This window comes from Psychrobacter sp. UBA6766, assembly GCF_002453355.1.
GTDB lineage: Bacteria > Pseudomonadota > Gammaproteobacteria > Pseudomonadales > Moraxellaceae > Psychrobacter.
This window is the reverse complement of record NZ_DKGQ01000008.1, coordinates 85,349-110,198: the sequence shown is the minus strand read 5'-3', so window position 1 is coordinate 110,198 and position 24,850 is coordinate 85,349. Positions and strand designations below refer to the sequence as shown.

The window sequence follows — 24,850 nt, the reverse complement described above, 5'->3', positions numbered from 1 at the left end:
GTTTTATTGAACTGACGCGAAAAACATTTTTTGCCTAACATTGCCTAACATTGCCTAACATTGCCTAACATTGCTTAACTGGGCTTACGTGCCAACATCGTCGCAAACTGTAACTGAGCGCCGTTGTGCATGGTGCCGACGTCTTCATTGTATTTAACCATCTCCCAGCCTTGATAAGCATCACGCAAATGCCCTTCCTTTAGGGTAAATGGAAAATTAACGGGACATGGATAGGCTTGCGTGCTCATGGCACAAACGATGAGATTATAACCACCAGCCAGCGTATGCGCCTGCATATCGGCAATAACAGCATCAATACGAGCGGGATCCAGAAACATCAAGGTTACGGTACAGCTGATAAAACCATAATCCGCATCAAGGCTGGCACGATTGATATCGTACACTTCGGCTTTGAGGTTTGTAAGTCCCTCTTGTTTAACAATGTCTTGTAGCATATTGATAGCGCTAGGATTGGCATCTATCGCCGTCACATTAAACCCAAGTTGGCTAAGATACAACGCGTTGCGCCCATTTGAGCAGCCCATGTCGAGTGCATCGCACGGTGCAATAATTTGGCAAGCTTCTACAACGTCACTGTGAGCAGGGTTCAAGCCGTAGCGGCTATTGAGATCAACGGTCATGGCAACCTCTTATATGTAATTGAGAGATTTTATCATAGCACTAATAACGGTCGATGAAAGCGGCAGGAAAAACCACCACGTCATCTTCTTCTTGCCAAGATTGAAATTTGGTCATCGCTTGCGAAAAAAGCGGATGGGAGAGCCAATCTTGTAGCCAGCGCTGCAGATTTGGATAAGGTAAACGGTAAAAAACATCGCGATTCACATGCGCAAATTGACGGATAAAAGGCATGATGCCAATATCAGCGGTAGTCGCGCTGTCGCCTAGCAAATAAGGATTTTTAGTCAGCAATTCCTCTAACGTTTGTAAAAACACTTCACCCTTTTGTCGATATTCTACTTGGGTCATCTCGAGATGACGGTCAGCGTATTTGTAGCGATCGAGCCAATATTTAAACTCATTGTCGTTTTTATCAATCAGCGCATTCGCTTGCTGCAAAGTCTGGGCAGCAAGCAATCCTTGCACATCTTGCTGCGTAAGCGCCCATGTCATTATCTCTCTACTCTCCTCAATCACCGTGCCATCTAAAAGCTGCAGCACAGGCACCGTGCCTTTGGGGCTAATCGCTAGCATTTGCGGCGGTTTATTTTTCAGCGCTATCTCGCGCAGCTCCACTTGTAATTCGGCGAATAAAATACCAAGTCGGGCGCGCATGGCATAAGGACAACGACGAAAAGAGTACAAACGGGGATAAGAAGAGGTCATAGAGATGTTTCGCAGTTTGATTAATTTTTAACGCTTTAGACTTAAAAGCTATTATTTTACTTCCAATTATTGTCAAGGTAGGGACGGTTTCTAGAGGTAATTATGACAGTTGTGACAATAGCTAGGCTTATCATAACAATGACCATACTTGCCTTCAATAGTAGGCTTAGAGCTTAAAAATTGTTTTCTTCATACAAAAAGCCTCACTACTATTAAAAGTAATGAGGCTTTTGTTTAATACGAGGTTTAATCTAAATTACTATAAAAGTGACTTGTTAGAATGATAAGCGAAATGATACGTAGGCTGTTAAACACTCTTAGATTTTGGCAGATTATACTCGATTCTATCGACCTCTTTATCTTGCTGCTCAATAATCAATCGATAGCCTTTTATAACACCATTGTACGGTACATTAGCCCCATGCTCTTGATAATGCGCGCGGATACTGTTTTTGATAATAGTGCTACGTTCGGCTTCATCCAGCTTAGCAAATCCGCTTGGCAACTCGATATGAGTCCAAAATGAAGCGCCCCAACGAGATAACCAATTTGAGCTGCCATCAAAATTAAAATCAACATCGGCTTGCAGGCGATATCGAGGCTGGGGCTTAGAGCCCTGTGCTACTTCATCCTTAATCTGGGCAATGTCTTCTGCAAATGGCTCGTAAGGCAAATCTAGTACTGCAAATAACTTGGCTAAAAATTCGTCGGCGGTAAAGTATTTATCGACATAGCTGCCATCAAGCCCAAGACGCTTATTTGACAGCACGTGACGTAAACGCTCGCAGGCGGGAATGGTATGTTTTAAAGGATAACCCATGGCTTTGATAATATCTTGTCCACGCAGTTCAAGAATATCTATTTGCGTGATGGCATACTGCGCAAGAGGGTGACAGGGCAGATAACGGCGAGTATATTTGGATGGGTTGGTAGCGTGGCTCATGATAATGAAGACCTTATATTCCTATAACTCCGACAAAAAAGTATAAAATCAGGCACAAATGAGGATGTCGGAGTACAGGCTCATGCGCTTTACCAGGATTGTTTTATATCGTGCTGGAAGTTGCAAGGTTTGTACGCTGCCATTGATTGCAATCATAATAATATGCAATAGTCATTGGTAACGACAAAACTGTTAAACCCACGATAGACGGTTAGATCGTTTAATAATGATAGCACATCAGCCCATAGAAAATAAACACGAGATACCGACTTCTTTTTTAACAAGGAAACCGTTAATCTTCGCCATGATGTGTCGCCTCATCCATCCAAACGATAGGGTCTTCACAAAGATGAACCAAGTGATACCAAATATCACTACTACGGGCAATTCGGTGATGACCGCCGTCAAAATAATCAACTTCCCAGCTATCAGGTAGATTGACTAAGGTTCGTCTAGCAACCGCTACATCCAAGCTTTCATCATCAACCTCAACCATCACTCGCATCATCTCAGTGTTTGAGGTTGGAAAGGACAGCTTCATATCGGCCACTTCTGGAATACGGTCAGCTAAAATGTCACTTGGATAAATACAAGGCGCGATCAAGAGCGCTCGTAAGTTGTATTTATGGGCAAAATGATTGGCAAACCAACCACCAAGCGAATGTCCTGCCAATACTACGCGTGGGTACTGCTTCATCTTTTCTTGAATCAAGGTATCGTAAATCTCAAATATTTCTGCAAAATTGTCGCGGTAATTGACCGTTTGGCAGTATTTTGGCTCGCGTGTGATACAAGTGTATTTACTGGTCTCGCAACTTGAATCGAGACCATGGAAAAACAGTAAAAAGGTATCATTATTTTCGATAGGAAACATCATAGCGTTCTCCTTTTTTGATTATTCTTTAGAGTTATTTTTATCAATTTGGTTTGTCATTTAAACCACTTTTTGACTGGCAATCTGCGCTTGATATAAGCTCAAAATCTCCTCACAAGCCTGCATTGAGAGATTTTTTGCAAAACCTTTACCAAACCAAAAATTGTAAACTTCTTGGACAATGGCTTTTACCGCCTCAGCATTTTTTGGCTTTTGCTTTTTTAATTTACGCGCAATATCTTTTGCCTGAATATCGGACTCATTGTAGGGCGCACTCCAGCCCACACAATAGCGATAGAGCACATCATTAATAGCCAAGATAAATATGGCGTCAGCCACGCCATACTGATCGATAAATTGCTCTAGCACCGAACAGCGCTCCTCATACAGTAAAGGCTCTATCGGCATCTCATCACGCTCAGTTAAACAATCACTGCTCACTACGTGCGAGGGCTTGCTAAGATCCTCCCAAAGTAGTGGATAAGACCCGCCAATTCCGCCCTTCTCCACCACATTAAACTGCCAAATGCCATAATGCGTATCAACGCCTTTATAAGGCACAGTAATAAACCATTGCATCAGCGCATCGCTATCATAAATGATATGCATACTACCAATACGCACCGCTTGCTTGGGTAAAACGTCCGTGTATAAGCAATCCATATCATCGCTATACAGTTTCACTTTTTCTACATTTTCGGCACTGACATCACCAAGCTTAGCCCTTGCTTTATTTATGTTCTGCCACAGCGTAAATGGCGCGACAAAGCGCAATATATCATCAGTATTATTGACAAAATATACATCGTCTTCATAACTGTTTATCGAAACGGTCTCAAGATAAAACAATGGACTTTTGCGCACGCGCCCTTTCTCATCATTCGCCAGCGCCGTGATTCCAGAGAGTTTTGCGCCATCTGACCACTGCAAATTGTCTATGCGTTTTTGCTCAAATTGATAGGTTAACTTCGTCATCGTCTTATCCTTATTATTTTGCTTTCAGTTTTAATTTTGGGTTACTTGTCGCGTTATTTTTCATATTTTCTTATATTATTTTTCGTACTTTTTAATCGCAATTTTAAGCCAGCCGAGTCTATTCGCCATTTTTCAAATGACGTCATGAGCTATAAAGTTAAGCAATCTGCTCGATTTTGGGAGGTAATAGTCGTTATATTCTTAGTTTTTTTAGACACAGCTTGCCGTTGTTGCAGCGTCAGCATTTTGCTAAGTTAACGAGTATTTTTTCTATTCAGTTTTTTGAATTTTAATAAAATAGTTTTTGGGTTTTACAGGCGAAGTTGTTTAGGGGTAAACGAAAATCACATTGCTCAAAGAGCGTTTAAAGACAACTCAGTTAAAAAGTGAAGCGTTGCGCCCCGAGGGTTAACTGTTCGTCATGTTATTTTTGCCTGACTCAATAACTATAGTATAAAAGTATATATAAATAAAGCAGTTCAAATACGACCTGCGACAACTGCTGTCGTTTGGCTTTCTATTGTTAAGTCTTATATTATTGAAGCAATTATACAAGAACCCCATAAGCGGCATGCAACTTATGGGGTTATCTTTTGTCAAATGGTTAATCGATTATTTAAAAGCTAGCAAGCAATATATTAGCGCTTACTGACTTGATTAACGCTCCAAATGAAGGTACTGCATATGACATTCGTACTGATGCAAAATATCGACCAACACTTGCTCTTTGGTGTAGCCAACCAAGTCGTACTCTTGTGAGCCGTCGCTTAAAAACACTTCAGCACGGTAATAAAACTCGGCCTGCTTACTTGAAGTATTGAGCGTAAAGTTCGGACGCTCAGCTTTGATTAAATTGACCTCGTAAACAAAGTCATCTTCATCGCCATGACCGACACGCAGTTTTACGCCATCTATCTGGTCGTCATTTTCATTCAGCCCAGCATCGATATCTTTACTGATAGTGGCCAGATTTCGAATATCTAAAGAAGTATTTAGACCGCCTGCTTTCAGCTCTTTTTCAACCTCAATCATGGCAGGCTTAACCACCGTTTGTAAAAAGCGCTCGACCTGATTATGGCTTGGGAAGCTGACGATGCGTTGCAACCGCGCCTTCCAGCCTTTACCGCTATCAAGCACGTTTGCCGTGCCAACCGTACTGGCTTTGCGCTTATTGCCCTCTTCTTTTAACGACTTCCACATCGACATCATATACATGACCAAAATAAGCGAAAATGGCAGACCTGCTATCACAGACACGGACTGTAACGACGCAAAGCCGCCAGCAAATAACAATCCTAAAGTGATAAATCCTGTTGCTGCTGCCCAAAATAAACGTAACCAAACAGGGGCATCGGTATCGTTAGTCATCCCTCTCGAGCTTAGGTTGGCTAGCACTAAAGCGCCTGAGTCAGCGGAGGTGACAAAAAATATCAGTCCGATGAAAACACCAGCAAATGACAATACATCGCTATAAGGAAAATGCTCAAACAAGGCAAACATGCCCATCGCCGCGTCATTGACTGCGATTTCACCAAGCTCGGTTGCACCATTGGCGACCAAATCTATCGCTGAATTACCAAAGATAGAAAACCACGCAAAGATAAAGCCAAGTGGAATAAACATCACTCCAAAGACAAATTCACGTAAGGTACGACCGCGGCTAATTCGCGCGATAAACAATCCGACAAACGGTGCCCAAGCGACCCACCATGCCCAGAAAAATATTGTCCAACCTGATTTCCAATCCGCACCAGCCGCACCGTCATAAGCATACACATCAAAGGTTTTATAAATAATGGTTTGAAAGTACTGACCGATATTTTGCGTAAAGGTGTTGAGCAAATACACTGTGTTGCCCATTACCAATATGGCGAGCAATAGCAATATCGACGACAGCATATTAAACTCAGATAAACGGCGAACACCCTTTTCAACACCTGTCATCGCAGAGATAGCAGCGACTGCAACCACACCCAGAATAATAATGCTCTGCACCATTTTGCTTGATTCAATACCGAAGACATGGGTCAAGCCCGCATTGGCCTGCAATACGCCGATGCCTAAGCTAGTAGCAATTCCCATTAAGGTACAGACAACGCCAAAAGTATCAATGCCGTCACCAAGCCAGCCTTTAATCAAACGTTCACCAAATATCGGAGTCAACGGCGAGCGCAGCGCCAGCGGCATATTTTTACGATAAGCAAAATAAGCCAAGGCCATACCGATGAGTGCATAAATACCCCAACCATGAAGACCCCAATGTAAAAAGGTTTGCGACAGCGCTTGGCGCATGGCCTCGGCACTGGCAGGCTCGAGTCCCGCATGCGGCGTCAAATAATGCATCAACGGCTCAGAGGTACCAAAAAACAATAAGTCGATCCCGATGCCCGCAGAGAACAGCATTGCCGCCCACGCTAGGAAAGGAAACTGGGCTTTTTCGTGGTCTTGCCCAAGCTTAATATCGCCGTATTTAGAAAAGCCAACAAATAACGCAAAAATACTATAAGCGGCAACCACCAGCATGTAATACCAGCCAAAACTCTCTGATACCCATGCCATGCTGGCGCTTAATAATGCCTCACTATAGTCTGGCAAGGCAATCGTCCAGATAATCAATAAAATAGAAATAATAGCTGAGCCTAAAAAAACCGTCTTATTTAGACTCAGGGGTTTCGTCGCATCTTCTGGTGGCGAGCTGTACATAAAAGACCTCAATCGGTAAATGAAACAGGGTCTGATATTGCTTTGTCCGTCATAGTTTTATGACTTATAAACTCATAAGGTATAAATCAGCGCATGACGCACAAAGCAGTACCAATTAATAAAAATTGAAATATAAACTGTTATAAAAACAACGACGCAAATGCTAAGTAAATTTAACCACAACGGTTTTCATCTCTATAAACATATGCGCTGATAAAAAAGACCTTTACGGTGAAAGGCTTTCTTGTTGATATCGATTTATATTGTTCTTTGTTTAATAGCTTATGACGTCGTTTAGACAGTCATTTAAACAGGCGTTTAAACAACAGAGTTATAATCACGCATTGGCTCGGCTCTGAGCGGCGCACCATTGGCGACATAATAATCCGCCGTTGAGCGCGGTAGCTGCATGCCGCGCATTTTATCGACAATTTTTTCTGCGAGCATAATGGTGGTGGCGTTGAGATTACCACTGATGATATTTGGCATAATTGACGCATCGACCACGCGCAGGCCGTCAATACCATGCACCAACCCTTCACCATTGACCACCGAATCATTGCCCTCACCCATCGGACAAGTACACGACGGATGATAAGCGGTCTCGCTATGATTGCGAACATACTCATCTAACTGCGCATCGGTCACCAAATCATCGGTCGGCGCAATAGCACGGCCACGATAAGAGTCAAGCGCTGGCTGATGCATGATCTCACGGGTAATACGCATCGCCGCGCGGAACTCTTGCCAGTCTTGCTCATGAGACATATAGTTAAATAAAATACTTGGATGCGCGTTTGGATCTGTTGAAGTCAGCTTGACGCGGCCACGACTTGGTGAACGCAATGAGCCAACGTGCGCTTGAAAACTATGCGATTTCACCGCACTGCGACCATCGTAACGCACCGCTAATGGCAAGAAATGATACTGGATATTAGGATGAGTAAATTTCTCATCGGTACGGATAAAACCGCCACCTTCAAACTGATTTGATGCACCAAGTCCTGTACCATTAAATAGCCACTCAGCACCAATAGCTGGCTTGTTCCACCATTTATTGGCAGGGGCAATAGAGACTGGCAACTTACATTCATACTGCATATACAGCTCTAAGTGGTCTTGCAGATTATTACCGACACCCGGTAATTCTAAAATCTCATTGATACCCAAGTCTTTAAGCCATTGGCCAGGGCCAATACCAGAGCGCTGTAACAGCTGTGGTGAGGCAATCGCACCCGATGAAACGATGACTTCACGAGCGGCGTAAAAGGTCTTAGTTTGACCTTGATGCTCGACTTTCACGCCAACCGCACGCTTACCATCGAATAAAATCACATCGGTCAATGCGCCAGTCAAAATCGTAATATTGCTGCGCGGTTTAGCACGGTCGAGATAACCACGTGCGGTAGAAGCGCGGCGACCATTAGGCGTCACAAAACGATCCATTGGCCCAAAGCCTTCTTGCTGATAGCCGTTTAGATCCTCTGTGCGTGGATAGCCAGCTTGCACGCCCGCTTCAATCATCGCTTCAAACAGCGGATTGACGCCTGGTTTTGAGGTGGTAATTTCAACCGGACCACCAACGCCGTGATAGTCATTTTCGCCCGCATCACAGTTTTCTGATTTTTTAAAATAGGGCAAGCAGTCAAGATACGTCCAGTCTTCCAAGCCTTTGATTTTCGCCCAGTCGTCAAAATCGAGCGCATTACCGCGGATATAGCACATCCCATTAATCAAAGATGAGCCGCCAAGTCCCTTACCGCGGCCGCAGTCCATGACACGGTTATTCATATAAGGTTCAGGATCGGTTTTGTAGCCCCAATTATAAGTGGTTCCTTGCAACGGCATCGCGAGCGCTGCTGGCATCTGCGTGCGAAAGTCCAAACGATGATCCGGACGACCCGCTTCTAAAAGCAACACCTTAATGTTGGCATCTTCGGTCAACCGCGTGGCCAGCACGTTGCCTGCTGAGCCTGCACCGACGATGATGTAGTCATATTCAGGTGTGGTTGATGTCATAAAACGCTCCATAAAATTAAAAAAATCCATCATTTCATAGCAGTAAGGCGGTGCTAAAAGGAAAAATTATTTCTCATGCCTCAACCTTACTGTGTTAAAACTTCTTACCATACAACGGATTAAAATACCGATTCGAATTTACCCAGCTCTACTTGGACAGACTTGGTCTGCGTATAGTGTTCAAGGGCTTCGATGCCGTTTTCGCGGCCAATTCCTGAATGCTTATAACCGCCGACTGGCATTTGCGCAGGCGACTCGCCCCAGGTATTTAACCAACAAATTCCCGCTTCAATCTGTCCGATGACGCGATGTGCGCGGGTTAAGTCTGTAGTCACGACTCCTGCGGCCAAGCCGTACTCGGTATCATTAGCACGGCGAATGACTTCTTCTTCACTCTCATAAGTCAATATCGACATCACTGGGCCAAAAATTTCTTCACGGACAATGATCATCTCATCGCCGCAATCGGTAAATACCGTCGGTGCGACAAAAGCACCTTTAGCAAGATCGGCTGCCGTGATACGTTCACCACCGATTAATAAGCGTGCGCCGCTGGCTTTACCCTGCTCGATATAGTCAAGCACTCTCTCCATATGCGGAAAGCTAACCAGTGGTCCCATATTGGTGTTTTCATCCAGCGGATTACCCAATTTGATACGTTTGACCCGCGTTAAGATCGCTTGTTCAAATTTTTCTTGTAAATGCTTAGGAATAAAGACCCGCGTTCCATTAGTACAAACCTGACCGGTGCTATAAAAGTTCGCCATCATAGCGATATCCGCTGCCATATCGATGTCCGCATCGTCAAAAATAATCAATGGTGACTTACCACCAAGCTCCAAGGTGACGTCTTTAAGCGACGATGATGCTGCGCTTGCCATAACTTTTTTTCCTGTTGGTACGCCGCCTGTAAACGATACTTTGGCAATATCAGGATGCTGGGTTAATGCTTCACCCACTTTATAGTCGCCTTGCACAACGTTAAAGACGCCATTTGGCAAGCCTGCTTCTGTCAATATCTCTGCCAGTTTTAAAGCAGTCAATGGCGTGACTTCTGAAGGTTTAAAAATCATCGCGTTACCAGCAGCCAATGCAGGCGCAGCTTTCCACATGGCGATTTGAATAGGATAGTTCCATGCACCGATACCAGCAACCACACCGAGTGGCTCACGACGTGTGTAAACAAAGCTGCTATCGCGCAATGGAATTTGACGACCTTCTAACATTGGTGCAAGACCAGCATAATATTCAATAACATCGGCACCAGTCACGATATCGACATACTTGGTTTCAGACAGCGCTTTACCTGTGTCTTGAGTTTCGAGCAATGCCAGCACATCATTACGCTCGCGCAATAGCGCAACCGCCTTTAACAAAATCCGACTACGTTCGACTGGCGCCATCGCCGCCCAAATTTTTTGGCCTTTTTGTGCTGCTTTTACCGCCTCATCGATTTGCTCAGCAGTCGTTTGTTGAATGATCGCAAGTACTTCACCTGTCGCTGGATTAATATCTTTAAAAGCTATTAGTGCGTCATCAACAGCCAAATAACGTCCGTTGATATAAGCGGTCTGTGTTTGTTTTAAATCGATAATGTCTTTTACGTTACTTGTGTTTGTCTTAGTAGCTGTCATGCGTTCTCCTTTTGACGACTGGCAAAGCTTTTTGAACAAGCTAGTACCAAATAATTTCGTCATGAGTTAAGTGTTTAAAATAAATTTACCTGATCTATTTCTACAATTTTTTGTAAGTGCATCTTTTATAAATCATTCAAAAACGGCGTTTTATTTATGTTCAGGTTGCGTCATGTTTATTAAACGCTTACGTAGTGATGCTTTGTCCGAGATATCGATACCTGAAAAATCAGAGAGCCAAATCCCATCGGCGATCAGGCGCACCATACATAGCGTTTCGTTATTGTCAGTAGCAGCATGCTTCTTTAGTTGCTCATTTGACCATTCAGCCCAGCGCTCACGCAGTTTGCGATCTCCTAACATCAAGACATATAACGTCGCTTGGCTATTGAACTCTGCTTGCCCTTTTTCACCCAGACTGATAGTGGCATCGATATAAGCGCGGGTAAAAGCGCCATAGCTGACAAGATCTTTTGCCATGGCTTGATTGACTTCAGCCTCAAACTTGGCCATCGCGTCATAAAATACCTCTAAAATGAGCGCGTCTTTGGTGGCAAAATGATGCATCACTCCGCCTTTGGTTACCCCAACGGCATCCGCCACCGATTGAAAGGTGACTCTAGACAAGCCTTGATCTAGCGTTATTCGTGCCGCCTCATCTAGTAGAGCCCGCCGAATAAGCTCTGGCTGTTTTTTACGTTTATGAGCGTTTTGAGTTTCCATTTTTGTCTCGATATTAGCACGTCAGTTTAACTAAAAATAATTTGGGCTTTAAAAGAATGCGTTCTATTAATACTGAAAAGAAAAATGTATTTTTATAAAGAAACCGTACGGTTGGTATTTTATAGAAATAAAGCAGCAATGTGAAGGACGGACATGTACCGAGGAGTTACGGAACATTGTTTTACTAAATTTTTATACTAAATATGTAGCTTATACTTAAAAGATATCGAATATATTTTTTAGGAAATATATTCAATGCCCTTTTTTATAGTGAAACAATAGCCTACAAACCACTTCAGCCTTTATTAATAATCGCTACAGTATCCGTCTGCATATTATCTTTTTTCCAAGTCAGCGCCAATAACTGGAGGCAGATGACCAGTTTTAAGATAAATAGTAGCACCACACGCGCCTGCTTTTATTTGCGGTTTTTCACCCACTGGCAAGCGTATCCAACCACCGCGAGCATAAGTTTGAGCGTCAGCTGTTATATCACCGTTTCCTAATTCGCTATCTATCAATTCACCCTCTAATAACAGTATCTCTGCGCCACCTTTGATTGTGTCGGTAAATAACACTTCATTGACATTTAAACGCTGTAAGCTGACCTGCTCGCTGTTGTCTGAAAATAAATAACAGACCTCACGATTGTCCTGCGTTTGCCAATTTGCCGCATCATTGGTATCGATAGCGACATAACGTCTCTCTGCTGTTGGCATTTGCCAAAGCTTGACAAAAATAACCGCGCCCTCATCACTGTAAGGCTGGTGACCAGAATTTGGTGGATTGCGTAAATACCAACCCGCTGGGTAATCGACATTGTCTGCCGAAAAAGTACCAGACAAGACCAAAATCTCTTCGCCGCCATGATGCAAATGATATGGAAAATACGAATCAGGGGCATAGCGCACAATACTGGTTGCACGGGCTTTTTCTGCACCAACGCGGTCAAGCATCACGCGCTCGACGCCGCTTTGCGGTGAGGATACCCATTGATAGTGTTCGGGCGCTAATGAAGCACGGCGAGTAAAATCTGCATTGATAAGCATAAAATAGGTTCCAAAGATAAGGGTTAATAATTTAGATTATCAACTGATTTATCTGCTTTAACAAACTAGACAGTATTCTCATTTTAAAAAATGGTATTTACATTTTTAAAAGTAAGACTTATTTAAAAGTAAGTCTTTGGCAGCATGAAAAAACTGTTTGTCAATAATTAGGCGATCCGCTTCTATCGACAAATTTAGATGTCATCGGGTGATGTATTTTTACAATGCTTAGGCTATTTTTATCTGATATAAAAAATTACTTTAACTGCTGCAATTGACTTGCTATCTTGCCCTCCTTCTTGTCATTAGAACCTATTTCCGCCTTTTTTAAGCTAATTTTCTTTATTAGCCCCTTTTTTATTTGTATTGGATATTATGAAACCTAACATTGAGGTGAGCGCAGATGCTCGCCGAGCTCAGTATTTTCAAGTGTTTTTGATGGGCGTCAGCGCCTTTATTATGAATACCACAGAATTTGTCCCTGTTGCTTTATTGAGTGACATTGCCCAAGATTTTTCTATTACCACGGCTGAGACTGGCTGGATGTTAACGCTGTATGCGTGGATTGTCGCCGCTATGTCATTACCGTTGATGCTGCTGACCAGTCGCTTTGAGCGTAAGCGTTTACTCTTGGGATTGTTTGTGGTTTTTATTGCCAGCCACGTATTGTCAGTATTTGCTTGGAGCTTTGATGTATTGCTCATTAGCCGTGTTGGAATTGCGCTCTCACATGCGATATTCTGGTCAATCACCGCAGCGATTGCGATACGCGTGGCGCCAGAAGGCAAGAAAGCATTCGCGCTTAGCGTGCTTGCAACTGGCACGTCATTAGCAATGGTACTTGGTGTCCCTTTAGGCCGATTAATTGGACAATGGTTTGGCTGGCGGGCGACCTTTGGCGGTATTGGGGTGATTGCTTTTATCGTCTTTATCTTGCAAGCAAGGCTATTGCCAACGCTACCAAGTATGTTTGAAGGCTCGTTTAGAAAAATTCCAGAATTGCTCAAAAACCCATTATTGGTCTGTCTATACCTGCTTATTTTACTGGTCTTTACCGCGCACTATACAGCTTACTCGTACATCGAGCCATTTATGCGACAAGTTGGTTCAATCAGTGAAAACGCTGCTACTTTTATACTGCTATTATTCGGCATTGCAGGGATTGCAGGTAGTGTGATATTTAGTCGCTGGGGCGATCGCTTTAATACCAGATTGATGCTGATATCGACGATATTAATGCTGTTATCTATGCTCGTGTTACTGTTTGCCGTGAGCTCTATCTGGGCGCTGAGCTTGATTGCATTACTTTGGGGCGCCGCACTGATGCTGCTAATTATCTCTATGCAAGCAAAAGTCATCATGGTTGATGTCACAGCGCAAGACATGCTGATGTCGATGTTCTCAGGGATTATTAACTTAGGCATTGGCGCCGGCGCGCTGTTTGGTGGTTATGCAGTGACGCATATTTCGATATCAAGCATCGGCTATGTCGGCGCGGCTATCGCTGGTGTGTCGCTACTGTTGATGTTATTTATGATCAAGCGCTTTCCTGAATTAAGCAGAAGACTGGGTTAATTAGAAGGCTTGGATAGCTAAAAACTTTATAGTAAATAAGCATAAAAAATGCCAGCCCGTTTAAGTGGCTGGCATTTTGCTATCGGGTTTATTAAAAATACTGAATAAGCCGTTTAATTAAAAATCTACTTTGCCGCGTAAGGCTTTGGTCTTACCGCGCTGGGTTTTTTCATCGACGCGTTTGCGTTTGGCATTTCTGCTTGGTTTGGTCGGCCTGCGTGTTTTATTAACATGAGTGGCCTTTACAATAAAGCTTTGCAGTCGCTCAAGCGCATCAATTCTGTTACGTTCTTGGGTTCGAAATTGCTGCGCCTTAATGATAAGCACGCCTTCTTTTGTCATTCGGCTGTCTTTACTGTCCAATAAACGCTGCTTAACGACATCGCTTAAGCTCGAGGCATGAATATCAAAACGCAAGTGAATCGCAGAAGAGACTTTATTGACGTTTTGCCCACCCGCCCCTTGTGCGCGAATGGCGCTAATCTCTACTTCGCTGTCATTCAGGCTAATTGCATTGCTAATAAAAATCATAAAACACTTTTATAAAATATTGATAAGTATGATTGATGATAAAACATTATTAATGAACGCGCCACCTGCCAACTTAACCACTTTCGAAAGACAGTATCTTTTTAAGAATCCAATCATTTCTTCTAAATGTTATCGTTTGACGTTGCTATGTCTATCCTCTGTCTGTAAAGCGTAAGCCTGCGTAGTGATTCGGCTTTAAGATGATACGATGACTGTAAACAGACACGGTGTTGTTTAATTAAACAGTTAACAAGCCAATTTTAGTCAAAGGAATAAGCGTTGTATGACGACCCATAATAAGAAATCTAATCATAAAAAACCTAAGACCTCTCCTATCACTCAGCCCTCTCTCGTAAATAACAACATCGCCCCTGATGAGAGCATTCAAGTAAGAGGCGCTCGGGTGCATAATCTCAAAAACGTCGATGTTGATTTACCGCGAAATGCGCTGGTTGTTTTTACTGGTATTTCAGGTTCAGGAAAATCATCACTAGCGTTTGGTACCCTATTTGCTGAGTCGCAGCGACGCTATCTTGATTCAGTATCGCCTTATGCCAGACGCTTAATTGACCAAGTTGGTGAGCCTGATGTCGATTCGATAGAAGGGTTGCCCCCTGCCGTCGCTCTGCAACAGCAGCGCGGAACGCCGTCGGTACGCTCATCGGTAGGAAGCGTGACCACCATTTCAAACGGATTGCGTATGCTCTACTCGCGAGCAGGCGAATATCCTGCTGGGCAAGAAATGCTATATGCCGATGCGTTTTCACCAAATACGCCAGAAGGGGCTTGCCCGACTTGCTCGGGTATTGGCCGCGTGTTTGAGGTCACAGAAGATTTGCTCGTTCCTGACAAGACAAAAACCATTCGAGAACGCGCCATTGCTGCCTGGCCGCCTGCTTGGCAAGGGCAAAACCTAAGCCGGATATTGACCACACTTGGCTACGATATCGATAAACCTTGGAATACGTTACCCAAGGAAACGCGCGATTGGATTTTATTTACCGATGAAACGCCAGAAGTGCCCGTTTATCCAGAATACAACCTTGAGCAAGTACGCGAAGCAATTAAAAAAGGTGAAAAACCCAACTATAAAGGCACCTATACCAGCGCAAAAAACTTCGTTTTACATTCCTTTGCCACCACACAAAGTCCACGTACCAAAAAACGCGTGGCGCAGTTTATGCAAATCTCAGAATGTCCAAGCTGCCACGGCAAAAAACTAAAACAAGAATCGCTGTCGGTTAAATTTGCGGGGCTTGATATTGGTGAGTTGTCGCAATTAACCTTAACTGAATTGGCGCTTAAACTTCAAGACGCTGCCAATAAAAACCTCAGCGATAATGTGCCCGACCGTGAAAAAGCCATCGTCGCTAAGCGTATTGCCAGTGATATTTTAACGCGTGTTGAGGCGTTAACCAGACTTGGGTTAGGTTACTTATCGCTTGAACGCACCACGCCTACCTTATCGCCCGGCGAGCTTCAGCGCTTACGGCTTGGCACCCAAATTCGCTCTAAATTATTTGGTGTGGTTTATGTGCTCGATGAACCATCCGCCGGCCTACATCCTGCCGATACTCAGGCGCTATTAAGTGCACTAGATGAGTTGGTAGCCGCAGGTAATTCATTGTTCATCGTTGAGCATGATGTTAGCGTTATTCGCCACGCCGACTGGATAGTCGATGTCGGACCAAAAGCAGGCCGTTATGGCGGTGAAATCATATACAGCGGTCCTATCGAAGGCTTGCGCGATATCTCTGATTCCTATACGGGACAATATCTCTTTAGTTCTGACGCAGCAAAGCAAAAATCGAAAAGCCACACGCCAAGAAAGATTAGTAATTGGCTAAAACTTGCTAATATTGAGCGTAATAATCTACATGGTTTAGATGTGGCATTTCCTTTAGGCGTATTAACAACGGTAACGGGTGTATCAGGATCGGGCAAATCAAGCTTGGTCAGTCAAGCGCTTGTTGAGCTGGTATATAACGAACTTGGACGAAAAACTGTCATTGAAGTTCCTACCGATGAAGCGGCTTTACTGGAGCAAGAACAAGAAACGCCAATAGGCGGTGAGATAGTCAGTGGTATGGAGCACATCAAACGCTTAGTCACCGTCGACCAAAAAGCCATCGGTCGTACACCGCGCTCAAATCTGGCGACTTATACTGGACTGTTTGACCATGTGCGCAAGTTATTTGCTGCCACCAAAGAAGCAAAAGCAAGACACTATGATGCCGGACGCTTTTCGTTTAACGTCAAAAAAGGCCGTTGCCCAAATTGCGAAGGGGTTGGTTTTGTTAGCGTTGAGCTGCTATTTTTACCAAGTGTTTACTCGCCTTGTCAAGTTTGTCATGGTCAACGCTATAACGATGAAACCCTAGAGATTACTTATCACGGTAAGAATATCGCTGAAGTGCTCGATTTAACAGTCGAAGCGGCTTCTGAATTTTTCGTTGATGATGCCCCGATAATGCGTGCATTGGATGCTTTGCTAAAAGTGGGACTTGGCTATTTGCGACTCGGGCAACCAGCGACCGAGTTGTCCGGCGGCGAGGCTCAGCGTATTAAGCTTGCTACCGAACTTCAAAGGACGCAGCGCGGTGATACGCTGTATGTGCTCGATGAACCGACGACTGGCCTCCATCCTTCTGATGTCGCGATGCTGATGGCACAATTGAATGGACTGGTCGAAACGGGTAATACAGTGATTATGGTTGAGCACGATATGCAAGTCGCTAGCAACAGTGATTGGATAATCGATATGGGCCCAGGTGCTGGCGATGAAGGCGGTCTTATTGTTGCAGAGGGCACACCTAAAGAGGCGGCTAAGTCAAAAAACAGTCGTACCGCACCTTTTTTATTGACTTAGTATTAATATTGCAATGCAAGAAGTGAAATGGCTGAATAAAAACATCAGTATAAAAAACCGCATTACTATTAAAGTCATGCGGTTTTCTATTTTTAAACATCGGTTTTTTAAATGTACATTTCTAACTAAGCAAGCATGCCACCATCGACAACCACGGTCGCACCCGTGGTATAGCTTGAGGCATCAGACACGAGGTACAATACCGTACCAGCCATTTCGTCTGGATCGGCGACGCGACCTAAAGGAATCGTATGAAGCGCCATTTTTAATACTTTATCATTGGTCGTTAAGGCCGAGGCAAACTTGGTATCGGTTAAACCTGGCAGTAGCGCATTAACGCGAATGTTTAAGGGACCGCATTCTTTAGCAAAGGCTTTGGTCATGCTAATCACCGCCGCTTTAGTGATTGAGTAGATACCTTGCTTATCACCCGCGACCAAACCATTGACCGAGGCCGTATTTAAAATCACCCCGCCGCCCTGCTCGCGCATCATTTTCCCCGCTGCCGTCGACATAAAGAAATAACCACGAATATTGACTTCAACGGTCTTATCAAACGCTGCTAAGTCAGTATCTAAGATATGACCATAATAAGGATTTGCCGCAGCGTTATTGACTAAGATATCAATACGACCAAACTCGCTCTTAATATACTCAAAAATAGCATCGATCTGTTCCATCTCGCCCACATGGCATGCAAAGGCACTGGCTTTATAACCGTCGGCTTTGATGCTATCAGCGACTGCTTGGCAAGCATCAATTTTACGGCTAGAGACGATGACGTGCGCGCCTCTTGATGCCAAAAGACGAGCGATAGATTCGCCAATACCGCGGCTCGCGCCCGTTACCAAAGCAATCTTACCGGTTAAATCAAATAAATCTTTCATCATTATTCCTTATATTTTTAGATATATTAATGGTTTATACATTTTGGATATGTAGCGGAGCTAGGAAATGACACTATCAGCTCTGCAAAATGTATAAAATCTTCTAAGAAATTATCGGCATTTCCAAAAATTTGAGTAGCAATGAAAACGAGTGCAAGTACTACAAGTCGTAGACTAAGCAAGTTTGACACTGCTAATCATATTTTTGAGATTGCCATAAAACTATTAAGCCAACATCCCGCCATCAAGCGTAAAGGCATGACCATTCATAAAACTGCTTTCATCACTAGCCAGCCAAGCAATCGCGCCAGATACTTCATCAACGTCACCCAATCGGCGCATTGGACTGGCTTTGATGGTCGCTTGCTGCGCGCGCTCATCCATATTTGCCATGGTATTACGAACCATTGGCGTATCAATAAAGCTTGGACAGACGGCATTGAAGCGAATATTGACGCGCGCATATTCATGAGCAGCAGATTTGGTCAATCCCATCACGCCATGCTTGGCAGCGCTATAAGCGGATAACAGCGGCGCCGAACGCAATCCTGCAATAGACGCCACATTAATCACATGACCACCGCCATTGGTCGCCATGCAAGCAACCGCGGCGCGCATACAATGCCAGACGCCTTTTAAATTAACTGCAATATTACGGTCAAAATCCTCATCGCTTAGCTCGTGCATTGGCGCTGGCTTATGGTCAATACCGGCATTGTTGATCACCACATCAAGACCACCAAGCGTTTCCATGGCAAAGGCAAACAATGCGCGTACTTCATCACCACTAGTCACGTCAACCTTTTTAAAGACGATACTATTACCAGCATCTTGCCCTTGCTGAGCAACCGCTTCCCCAAGCGCTTCTGCCAAATCGCCAATCACCACTTTCGCACCGCGGCTGGCGAGCAGTAGCGCACTTGCCGCACCGATGCCAGACGCACCGCCCGTGATTAAAATACGTTTACCAGTGACGTCTGATGCAATTCCATTTGTATTCAATGTCATGATTTATCCCTCTACCTTAAGTACCAGTTTGCCGAAGTTTTCACCTTTAAACAGCATCATCAAGGTATCTGGGAACGTCTCGATACCTTTTATGATATGGTCTTTTACTTTAATATCGCCTGACTGAATCCAGCCAGCAATGTCTTTCATCGCCGTCGGGTATTCTTTGATATTATCAAAGACGACGATGCCTTCCATACGCGCACGGTTGACCAACAACGACAAATAATTTGATGGCCCTTTGACTTCTGTGGTGGTGTTATATTGGCTAATCGCTCCGCAAATCACAATACGTGCATGCAGATTAATTTGCGTCAGCACATCATTTAAAATATCGCCACCGACGTTGTCAAAAAAGACATCGACGCCGTTTGGACAAGTTTCTTTTAACGCTTTTTTAACCTTCTCGTTTTTATAGTCGATTGCCGCATCAAAACCTAGCTCATCGACTAAAAATTTACATTTATCAGGACCACCAGCGATACCGACGACGCGACAACCTTTGAGTTTGGCAATTTGCCCAACTAAGCTACCAACCGCGCCCGCAGCGCCAGAAATAACCACAGTCTCGCCAGCTTTTGGTGCGCCGGTTTTTAATAAGCCAAAATAGCCCGTCATGCCTGGCATACCGAGCACGCCTAAGTAATAAGACAATGGCGCAAGGTTTGGATCGATTTTATGTAGCCCTGTGCCATCGCTGACTGCATACGACTGCACGCCGTTATGACCTACGACATAGTCACCGACGGCGAACTTTTCATGTTTACTGTCGATGACTTTACCCACCGTTCCTGCGCGCATCACCTCACCAATCTGTACTGGCGGTATATAAGACTTGGCATCGTTCAGCCAACCACGCATTGCAGGATCCATCGAAATATACTCAATTTTTATTAACAGCTCACCATCTGCGATAGTCGGTAGTTCTGTCTCGGTATATTCCCACGTATCGGCACTTGGTTCGCCAATTGGTCTTGCTTTTAAGCGCCACTGCTTATTGATCTGTTTGTTATCAGCTGTCATCATTTATTCCTTTAACGTTGTATTTATTATTCATACCAATCACGATATAAAATCGATTAAAACCACTCTGCTTGCATATCGGTACAGACCGCATTGTCATTATTGAGCAGTTCGATATCGCGATTGATTAACGGCAACTCCCAGTCGATAAAGTATTTGGCCGCCTGGATTTTGCCGTGATAAAAGTTTTGCTTTTCAGCGTCTGAGGTATCACTGTTGTTAATTGCGCTTAGCAATTGTTCCGCTTTACTTGCTTGGCGAATCCAAATCCAGCTCATCACGATAGAGGCAAAGATATTCATTAGTGCTTGTGCATTACCCGTCAGCGTGATGGCTTTTTCGGTCTGTAAAACCTTGCTTAAATGCATTAGTACTTCATGTAAATGGCCCATATAAGGCATCAATTTACCGGCAAGTTTGGCGGTTTCGGGTGTGCGGATATTCTCTAAATCTTGGGTGATTTCACGTTTTAGAATTTGGATGCCAAGCCCGCCCTTTTGCCATAGCTTACGAAATGACAAATCTAGTGCCTGAACGCCATTTGTGCCTTCATGAATGGGGTTCAAGCGATTATCACGCCAAAACTGCTCGGCCTGATATTCACGCGTATAACCTGCGCCGCCCAATACTTGAATGCCCAAGTCATTGGCTTTTGGCCCATATTCAGACGGCCATGCTTTGAGAACTGGCGTGAGCAAATCTAGCAATTCTGATAGCTCATTTTTTAGCGTAGCGTTTTCACACGTATTGATACGGTCGATTAGGTTTGAGCCATATAAGCACAAGGATATCCCACCTTCGGAATAGGCTTTTTGCGCAAGGAGCATCCGCTTGACATCACCATGCTGAATGATTGCCGTTGCCGCATCTTCAGGCTTATTATTCGGTGCGATTCTACCTTGCGTTCTGTCTTTGGCATAATCAAGCGAATACTGATAACCACGATAGCCAATCATCGCTGCACCAAAACCAACCGCAATACGCGCTTCGTTCATCATTTTGAACATATAGCGCAAGCCAAAATGCTCTTCACCGATAAGATAGCCATGACACTCGCCTGCATCACCAAAACTTAACGCCGTAGAAGTCGCGCCGCGATAGCCCAGCTTATGAATAAGACCCGTTAAATGGACGTCATTACGTTCGCCGACTGATAAATCGTCATTGAGTCGATACTTGGGCACGGCAAATAAAGAGATGCCTTTGACGCCAGCAGGACCGCCCGGAATTTTTGCTAAAACCAGATGCACGATATTGTCAGACAATTCGTGATCACCCGCTGAGATATAAATCTTGCTGCCTTTGATACGATAGCTGCCATCATCTTGTTTCACGGCGGTGGTTTTGATATCGGCAAGCGATGAGCCTGCATGTGGCTCAGTCAATGCCATGGTACCGGTAAATTCACCGGTTAACATTCGCGGCATAAAGGCGTTTTTAATCTCGTCGCTCGCGAAATGTGAGATAACATTAATCGCCGCCGTGGTTAAAAACGGATAAGCGGTTGTCGAAGGGTTGGCCGCCATAAAATAGCCTGCCACCGCCGTCATGACGGTTTCGGGTAATTGCATACCGCCATCTTCAAAGCTATAACGACCTGCTATAAATCCTGACTCGCGAAAGGCGTCAAAAGCAACCTTTACGTCGTCTATCATGCTGACTTTTTTACCATCAAACTGTGGCTCGTTTTTATCCGCGACATGGTTGTGCGGTAAAAATAGCTGAGTGGCGATTTTATTGGCGGTGTCGAGTACCGCATCAAAAGTTTCGCGGCTATGCTCTGCAAATTTTGGATGCTTGGTTAAATTTTCAGTCCCTAATACATCATATAATTGAAACGGTAATTCAAAGTCATTGATAAGCGTATCTGCTGCCATAGTAATTTCCCTATTATGATAATGATAAATAAGCGGTAATAAATAATTGATGTATTGATATTAATCTAATTTAACGTCTTACCGTATTGTCATTTATGACATAATCATAGTCAAATAAGACAAACATAATTGCCTTTAATTAAAAAAAGTCGTCGAGAAATACTACTCTTAGCAAGCTTCTCTAAGGAAATTTACACAATCATGCCCTACTTTAAACCCTTTAAAGTCATCATCGTTGGTTTCGATGGCGTGCTTGGCAGCGCTTTGACAGGAGCGTTAGATTTATTTTCGTTTACCGGCGTCAGTTGGCAGCGGTTTTTGGATGAAGAAGTAGAACCAAGGTTTAATGTTCAGATTGCCAGTCTTGGCGGCGTTGATATCAGATGCAGCAATCGCTTGATCATGCAAGCGCACCGCGATATCCGAGAAGTGCTTGAGTGTGATTTATTATTAATCCCAACGATTGGCGATTCAATTGATAAAGTATTGAGACAAAATAGTGAGTTGATTGCGCATATAAAGCGACTGGCAAATACCAAAGCTGATATCGCCAGCAATTGCAGCGGTGCGTTCTTTTTAGCAAAGGCAGGTTTGCTCAATGGCAAAGTAGCGACAACTCATTGGGGTTATGCCGATAAGTTCAAAGCAGATTTTCCATTGGTTGATTTGCAAGAAAATCAGTTTGTCACTCAATCAAAGAGCCAGTCAAAAAGCCAATCTGGCAATATATTCTGTGCAGCGGGAGGCAGCGCCTTTTATGACTTGGGATTATTATTAATCGAGCGTTATTGCGGGCGCGAGATTTCGACCCAAGTGGCGAAAACCCAGATTATCGATAGCAAACGCGGAAATCAAAACAGCTATACCAATGTGACACTGCATAAAACACACGCAGACCAACTGGTTAAGCAAGTACAGGAGTTTATCGAAGAAAATTTCACAAAAGCCATTCGAGTCAGCCAATTGGCAGCTATGGTCAACATCACCCCACGAACGTTAAATAGACGTTTTCAATCAGCGGTCGCCATGCGGCCGATTGAGTATATTCAAGCAGTGAGAATTGAGCAGGCAAAGCGTTTATTAGAATTGGGCAATGTGACAATAAAATCCCTTGCTGAGCAAGTTGGCTATGATGATATCTCCTCATTTACGCGGCTGTTTAAACGTGCCACCGAGCTGACGCCAAAAGAATATCAGGATAAGTTTTCACGATTGGCGATTTAACTTTATAGTAGATAATTTTTAAACTAATACGTTGCTGCTGTGATAAATTTTCTTTGCTTGCTGTGTGACTTCGTTACCCCAGAGGCTGCAGAAAATTTATCCCAGCAGAGATTCTTATATACCTAAACATTTTGCCACAAGCCTTTCACACGAATCGCATCGGCTTTAATCGTTGGATAATTACTAAATGCCAACTGATAGCCGCCCGCAGTATTTGTGCTTATCTGACACGTCGCTCCCAGTGGAAAGCTGTGTTTTTGGGCAATATGACCAAAGCGCATGCCGCTATAAACCGGCAATCCTGTCAACTGATGCAATTGCCGAATCACGGTGGCGACATCATAACGCTTATCATAGCTGTCCTCACCTGCGCCCGATAACGCCCCAAATACAATCGCTTGCTGATCTTTAAAGACGCCTGTTAAGTACAAATCATAGAGCATGCGCTCGATACGATAGGGCTGCTCGCCGACATCTTCTAAAAATACAATACCGCCTTTAATCCGTGGTAAATACTCACTTCCTGCCAGCGCCGAGACTACGCTTAAATTACCGCCCCAAATAGTGCCGGTTAGCGTTTTAGGTTCAGTACTTGTCAAAATACTGGGTAAATTTGGACTGGTTAAAAATGCATCTGATATGCTGATAGTCAAATTGGAATTGGTTAATGCTTCTGCGAATCGGCGACAGCTGACCTGATCCGGTTTGGTTTTACCAAACTCGCTATAAAGCATCGGCGCAGCAAGTGAGCTCATACCTCCTTTTGCCAATAGCGCACATTGAATAGCCGTCACATCACTAAAGCCTGCGAGTATCGTTCCGCGCTCCTTCATCACACGACCTAGCGTCGACCAGTCAATCATGGGTAATACTCGCACTGCCCCATAGCCGCCGCGTACGCCAAGTAATACTTTGGGCGCTTTAATCGCACCCGTAGCGATATTTTGTAAGTCACTGGCGCGCTGAGAATCCGTACCTGCAAAACGTAGATACTGCCGAGTGGTAATCGCAGGATTGTCCACTTTAAACCCCGCGCAAGCCAAACGATCCAAGGCCGATTGGTTACGCTCATTGCTACCGCCGACGTTGGAGCTGGCAAAAAGCCGCGTTTCAATCGTTGGGGCAATACATCTTGCTTGCGCTTGTTGTGTCTCGCCTTTGAAAGACAAATACTCATCTGAAAACGCTGTTGGTAAATCATCCTTGGTAAGCTGCGTGCCGCTATCTTGCTCAATTGCATTATCAGCCAGCGCCCCAGTGATGCTTTGGGTCGCCAATAGCCCTGCACCAGCGCTCATACCCACTTGACGTAAAAACTGACGACGATTTAGCTCGGAGGATATCTTAGTCATTATGCTACCTTTTTTACCGTTTAATTGCTGTTTATCCTAACAACCATTACTGAAACAAAGCGCGTATTATAACGCAGGTTCAGACAGTAACATGAATTGGAAGAATTGACGTCAGCGCCATATGTCATTTTGATAGACAACAAAACGATACAGATTTACCCATGGCCGTGTTTGGAAGCAGTCATGACTCTTGTTATAGTAAAAGGCGTCCAATCACCATTAACCATTAACCATTAA

The 24,850-nt window shown here is 44.1% G+C and carries 19 protein-coding genes; 3 read left to right on the top strand and 16 right to left on the bottom strand.

What is annotated here, in order from left to right; translation table 11 throughout:
* Positions 1–74: 74 nt before the first annotated feature.
* From tehB to B4K26_RS02250, 10 genes are all read right to left on the bottom strand, one after another.
* The gene (gene tehB, locus B4K26_RS02295) at positions 75–641 is read right to left on the bottom strand and encodes a tellurite resistance methyltransferase TehB (RefSeq protein WP_296243277.1); all 567 of its coding nucleotides are present in this window, start codon (positions 639–641) and stop codon (positions 75–77) included.
* Positions 642–681: 40 nt separating this feature from the next.
* Complete coding sequence (locus B4K26_RS02290; protein ID WP_296243275.1) at positions 682–1,347, bottom strand: glutathione S-transferase; 666 nt, start codon at positions 1,345–1,347, stop codon at positions 682–684.
* A gap of 307 nt (positions 1,348–1,654) precedes the next feature.
* Positions 1,655–2,290 carry a hypothetical protein gene (locus B4K26_RS02285; RefSeq protein WP_296243274.1) on the bottom strand — a complete coding sequence of 212 codons (636 nt, stop codon included), beginning with the start codon at positions 2,288–2,290 and terminating at the stop codon, positions 1,655–1,657.
* 292 nt (positions 2,291–2,582) lie between these two features.
* Positions 2,583–3,167: an alpha/beta hydrolase gene (locus tag B4K26_RS02280; protein WP_296243273.1), complete on the bottom strand. Its 585-nt coding sequence runs from the start codon at positions 3,165–3,167 to the stop codon at positions 2,583–2,585.
* Between the two features lie 57 nt (positions 3,168–3,224).
* Entirely contained in the window at positions 3,225–4,139 is a 915-nt protein-coding gene (locus B4K26_RS02275) for a hypothetical protein (RefSeq protein WP_296243271.1), read from the bottom strand.
* A 657-nt stretch (positions 4,140–4,796) separates the two neighbouring features.
* Positions 4,797–6,842, bottom strand: coding sequence for a choline BCCT transporter BetT (gene betT, locus B4K26_RS02270; RefSeq protein ID WP_296243270.1), 2,046 nt, complete (start codon positions 6,840–6,842; stop codon positions 4,797–4,799).
* Between the two features lie 318 nt (positions 6,843–7,160).
* Complete coding sequence (gene betA / locus B4K26_RS02265) at positions 7,161–8,861, bottom strand: choline dehydrogenase (protein WP_296243269.1); 1,701 nt, start codon at positions 8,859–8,861, stop codon at positions 7,161–7,163.
* Positions 8,862–8,980: 119 nt separating this feature from the next.
* Positions 8,981–10,495 (bottom strand): betaine-aldehyde dehydrogenase, encoded by a 1,515-nt coding sequence (gene betB / locus B4K26_RS02260; RefSeq protein WP_296243268.1) that lies wholly within the window; start codon positions 10,493–10,495, stop codon positions 8,981–8,983.
* A 150-nt stretch (positions 10,496–10,645) separates the two neighbouring features.
* The gene (locus tag B4K26_RS02255; RefSeq protein ID WP_296243267.1) at positions 10,646–11,218 is read right to left on the bottom strand and encodes a TetR/AcrR family transcriptional regulator; all 573 of its coding nucleotides are present in this window, start codon (positions 11,216–11,218) and stop codon (positions 10,646–10,648) included.
* Between the two features lie 335 nt (positions 11,219–11,553).
* Positions 11,554–12,267 (bottom strand): cupin domain-containing protein, encoded by a 714-nt coding sequence (locus tag B4K26_RS02250; RefSeq protein WP_296243266.1) that lies wholly within the window; start codon positions 12,265–12,267, stop codon positions 11,554–11,556.
* A gap of 375 nt (positions 12,268–12,642) precedes the next feature.
* Between B4K26_RS02250 and B4K26_RS02245 the strand changes: the two genes are divergently transcribed.
* Positions 12,643–13,842 carry a sugar transporter gene (locus B4K26_RS02245; protein WP_296243265.1) on the top strand — a complete coding sequence of 400 codons (1,200 nt, stop codon included), beginning with the start codon at positions 12,643–12,645 and terminating at the stop codon, positions 13,840–13,842.
* Positions 13,843–13,959: 117 nt separating this feature from the next.
* On the opposite strand, the gene arfB is transcribed toward B4K26_RS02245, so the two are convergent.
* On the bottom strand, positions 13,960–14,373 hold the full coding sequence (gene arfB / locus B4K26_RS02240; RefSeq protein WP_296243264.1) for an alternative ribosome rescue aminoacyl-tRNA hydrolase ArfB: 414 nt from the start codon (positions 14,371–14,373) through the stop codon (positions 13,960–13,962).
* A gap of 283 nt (positions 14,374–14,656) precedes the next feature.
* On the opposite strand from arfB, the gene uvrA reads away from it, so the two are divergent.
* Positions 14,657–17,242 (top strand): excinuclease ABC subunit UvrA, encoded by a 2,586-nt coding sequence (uvrA, locus tag B4K26_RS02235; RefSeq protein WP_296243263.1) that lies wholly within the window; start codon positions 14,657–14,659, stop codon positions 17,240–17,242.
* 125 nt (positions 17,243–17,367) lie between these two features.
* Here the strand turns inward: uvrA and B4K26_RS02230 are convergent, their stop codons facing one another.
* The 4 genes from B4K26_RS02230 to B4K26_RS02215 form a co-directional block, all read right to left on the bottom strand.
* On the bottom strand, positions 17,368–18,132 hold the full coding sequence (locus B4K26_RS02230; RefSeq protein WP_296243262.1) for an SDR family oxidoreductase: 765 nt from the start codon (positions 18,130–18,132) through the stop codon (positions 17,368–17,370).
* 222 nt (positions 18,133–18,354) lie between these two features.
* The gene (locus B4K26_RS02225; protein WP_296243261.1) at positions 18,355–19,137 is read right to left on the bottom strand and encodes an SDR family NAD(P)-dependent oxidoreductase; all 783 of its coding nucleotides are present in this window, start codon (positions 19,135–19,137) and stop codon (positions 18,355–18,357) included.
* A 3-nt stretch (positions 19,138–19,140) separates the two neighbouring features.
* Positions 19,141–20,160 carry an NADP-dependent oxidoreductase gene (locus B4K26_RS02220; RefSeq protein WP_296243260.1) on the bottom strand — a complete coding sequence of 340 codons (1,020 nt, stop codon included), beginning with the start codon at positions 20,158–20,160 and terminating at the stop codon, positions 19,141–19,143.
* Positions 20,161–20,216: 56 nt separating this feature from the next.
* On the bottom strand, positions 20,217–22,037 hold the full coding sequence (locus B4K26_RS02215; RefSeq protein WP_296243259.1) for an acyl-CoA dehydrogenase: 1,821 nt from the start codon (positions 22,035–22,037) through the stop codon (positions 20,217–20,219).
* A gap of 201 nt (positions 22,038–22,238) precedes the next feature.
* Here B4K26_RS02215 and B4K26_RS02210 point away from each other — a divergent pair, with 201 nt between their 5' ends.
* Entirely contained in the window at positions 22,239–23,261 is a 1,023-nt protein-coding gene (locus tag B4K26_RS02210; RefSeq protein ID WP_296243258.1) for a GlxA family transcriptional regulator, read from the top strand.
* 122 nt (positions 23,262–23,383) lie between these two features.
* On the opposite strand, the gene B4K26_RS02205 is transcribed toward B4K26_RS02210, so the two are convergent.
* Positions 23,384–24,613, bottom strand: coding sequence for an LD-carboxypeptidase (locus tag B4K26_RS02205; RefSeq protein WP_296243257.1), 1,230 nt, complete (start codon positions 24,611–24,613; stop codon positions 23,384–23,386).
* Positions 24,614–24,850: the final 237 nt, after the last annotated feature.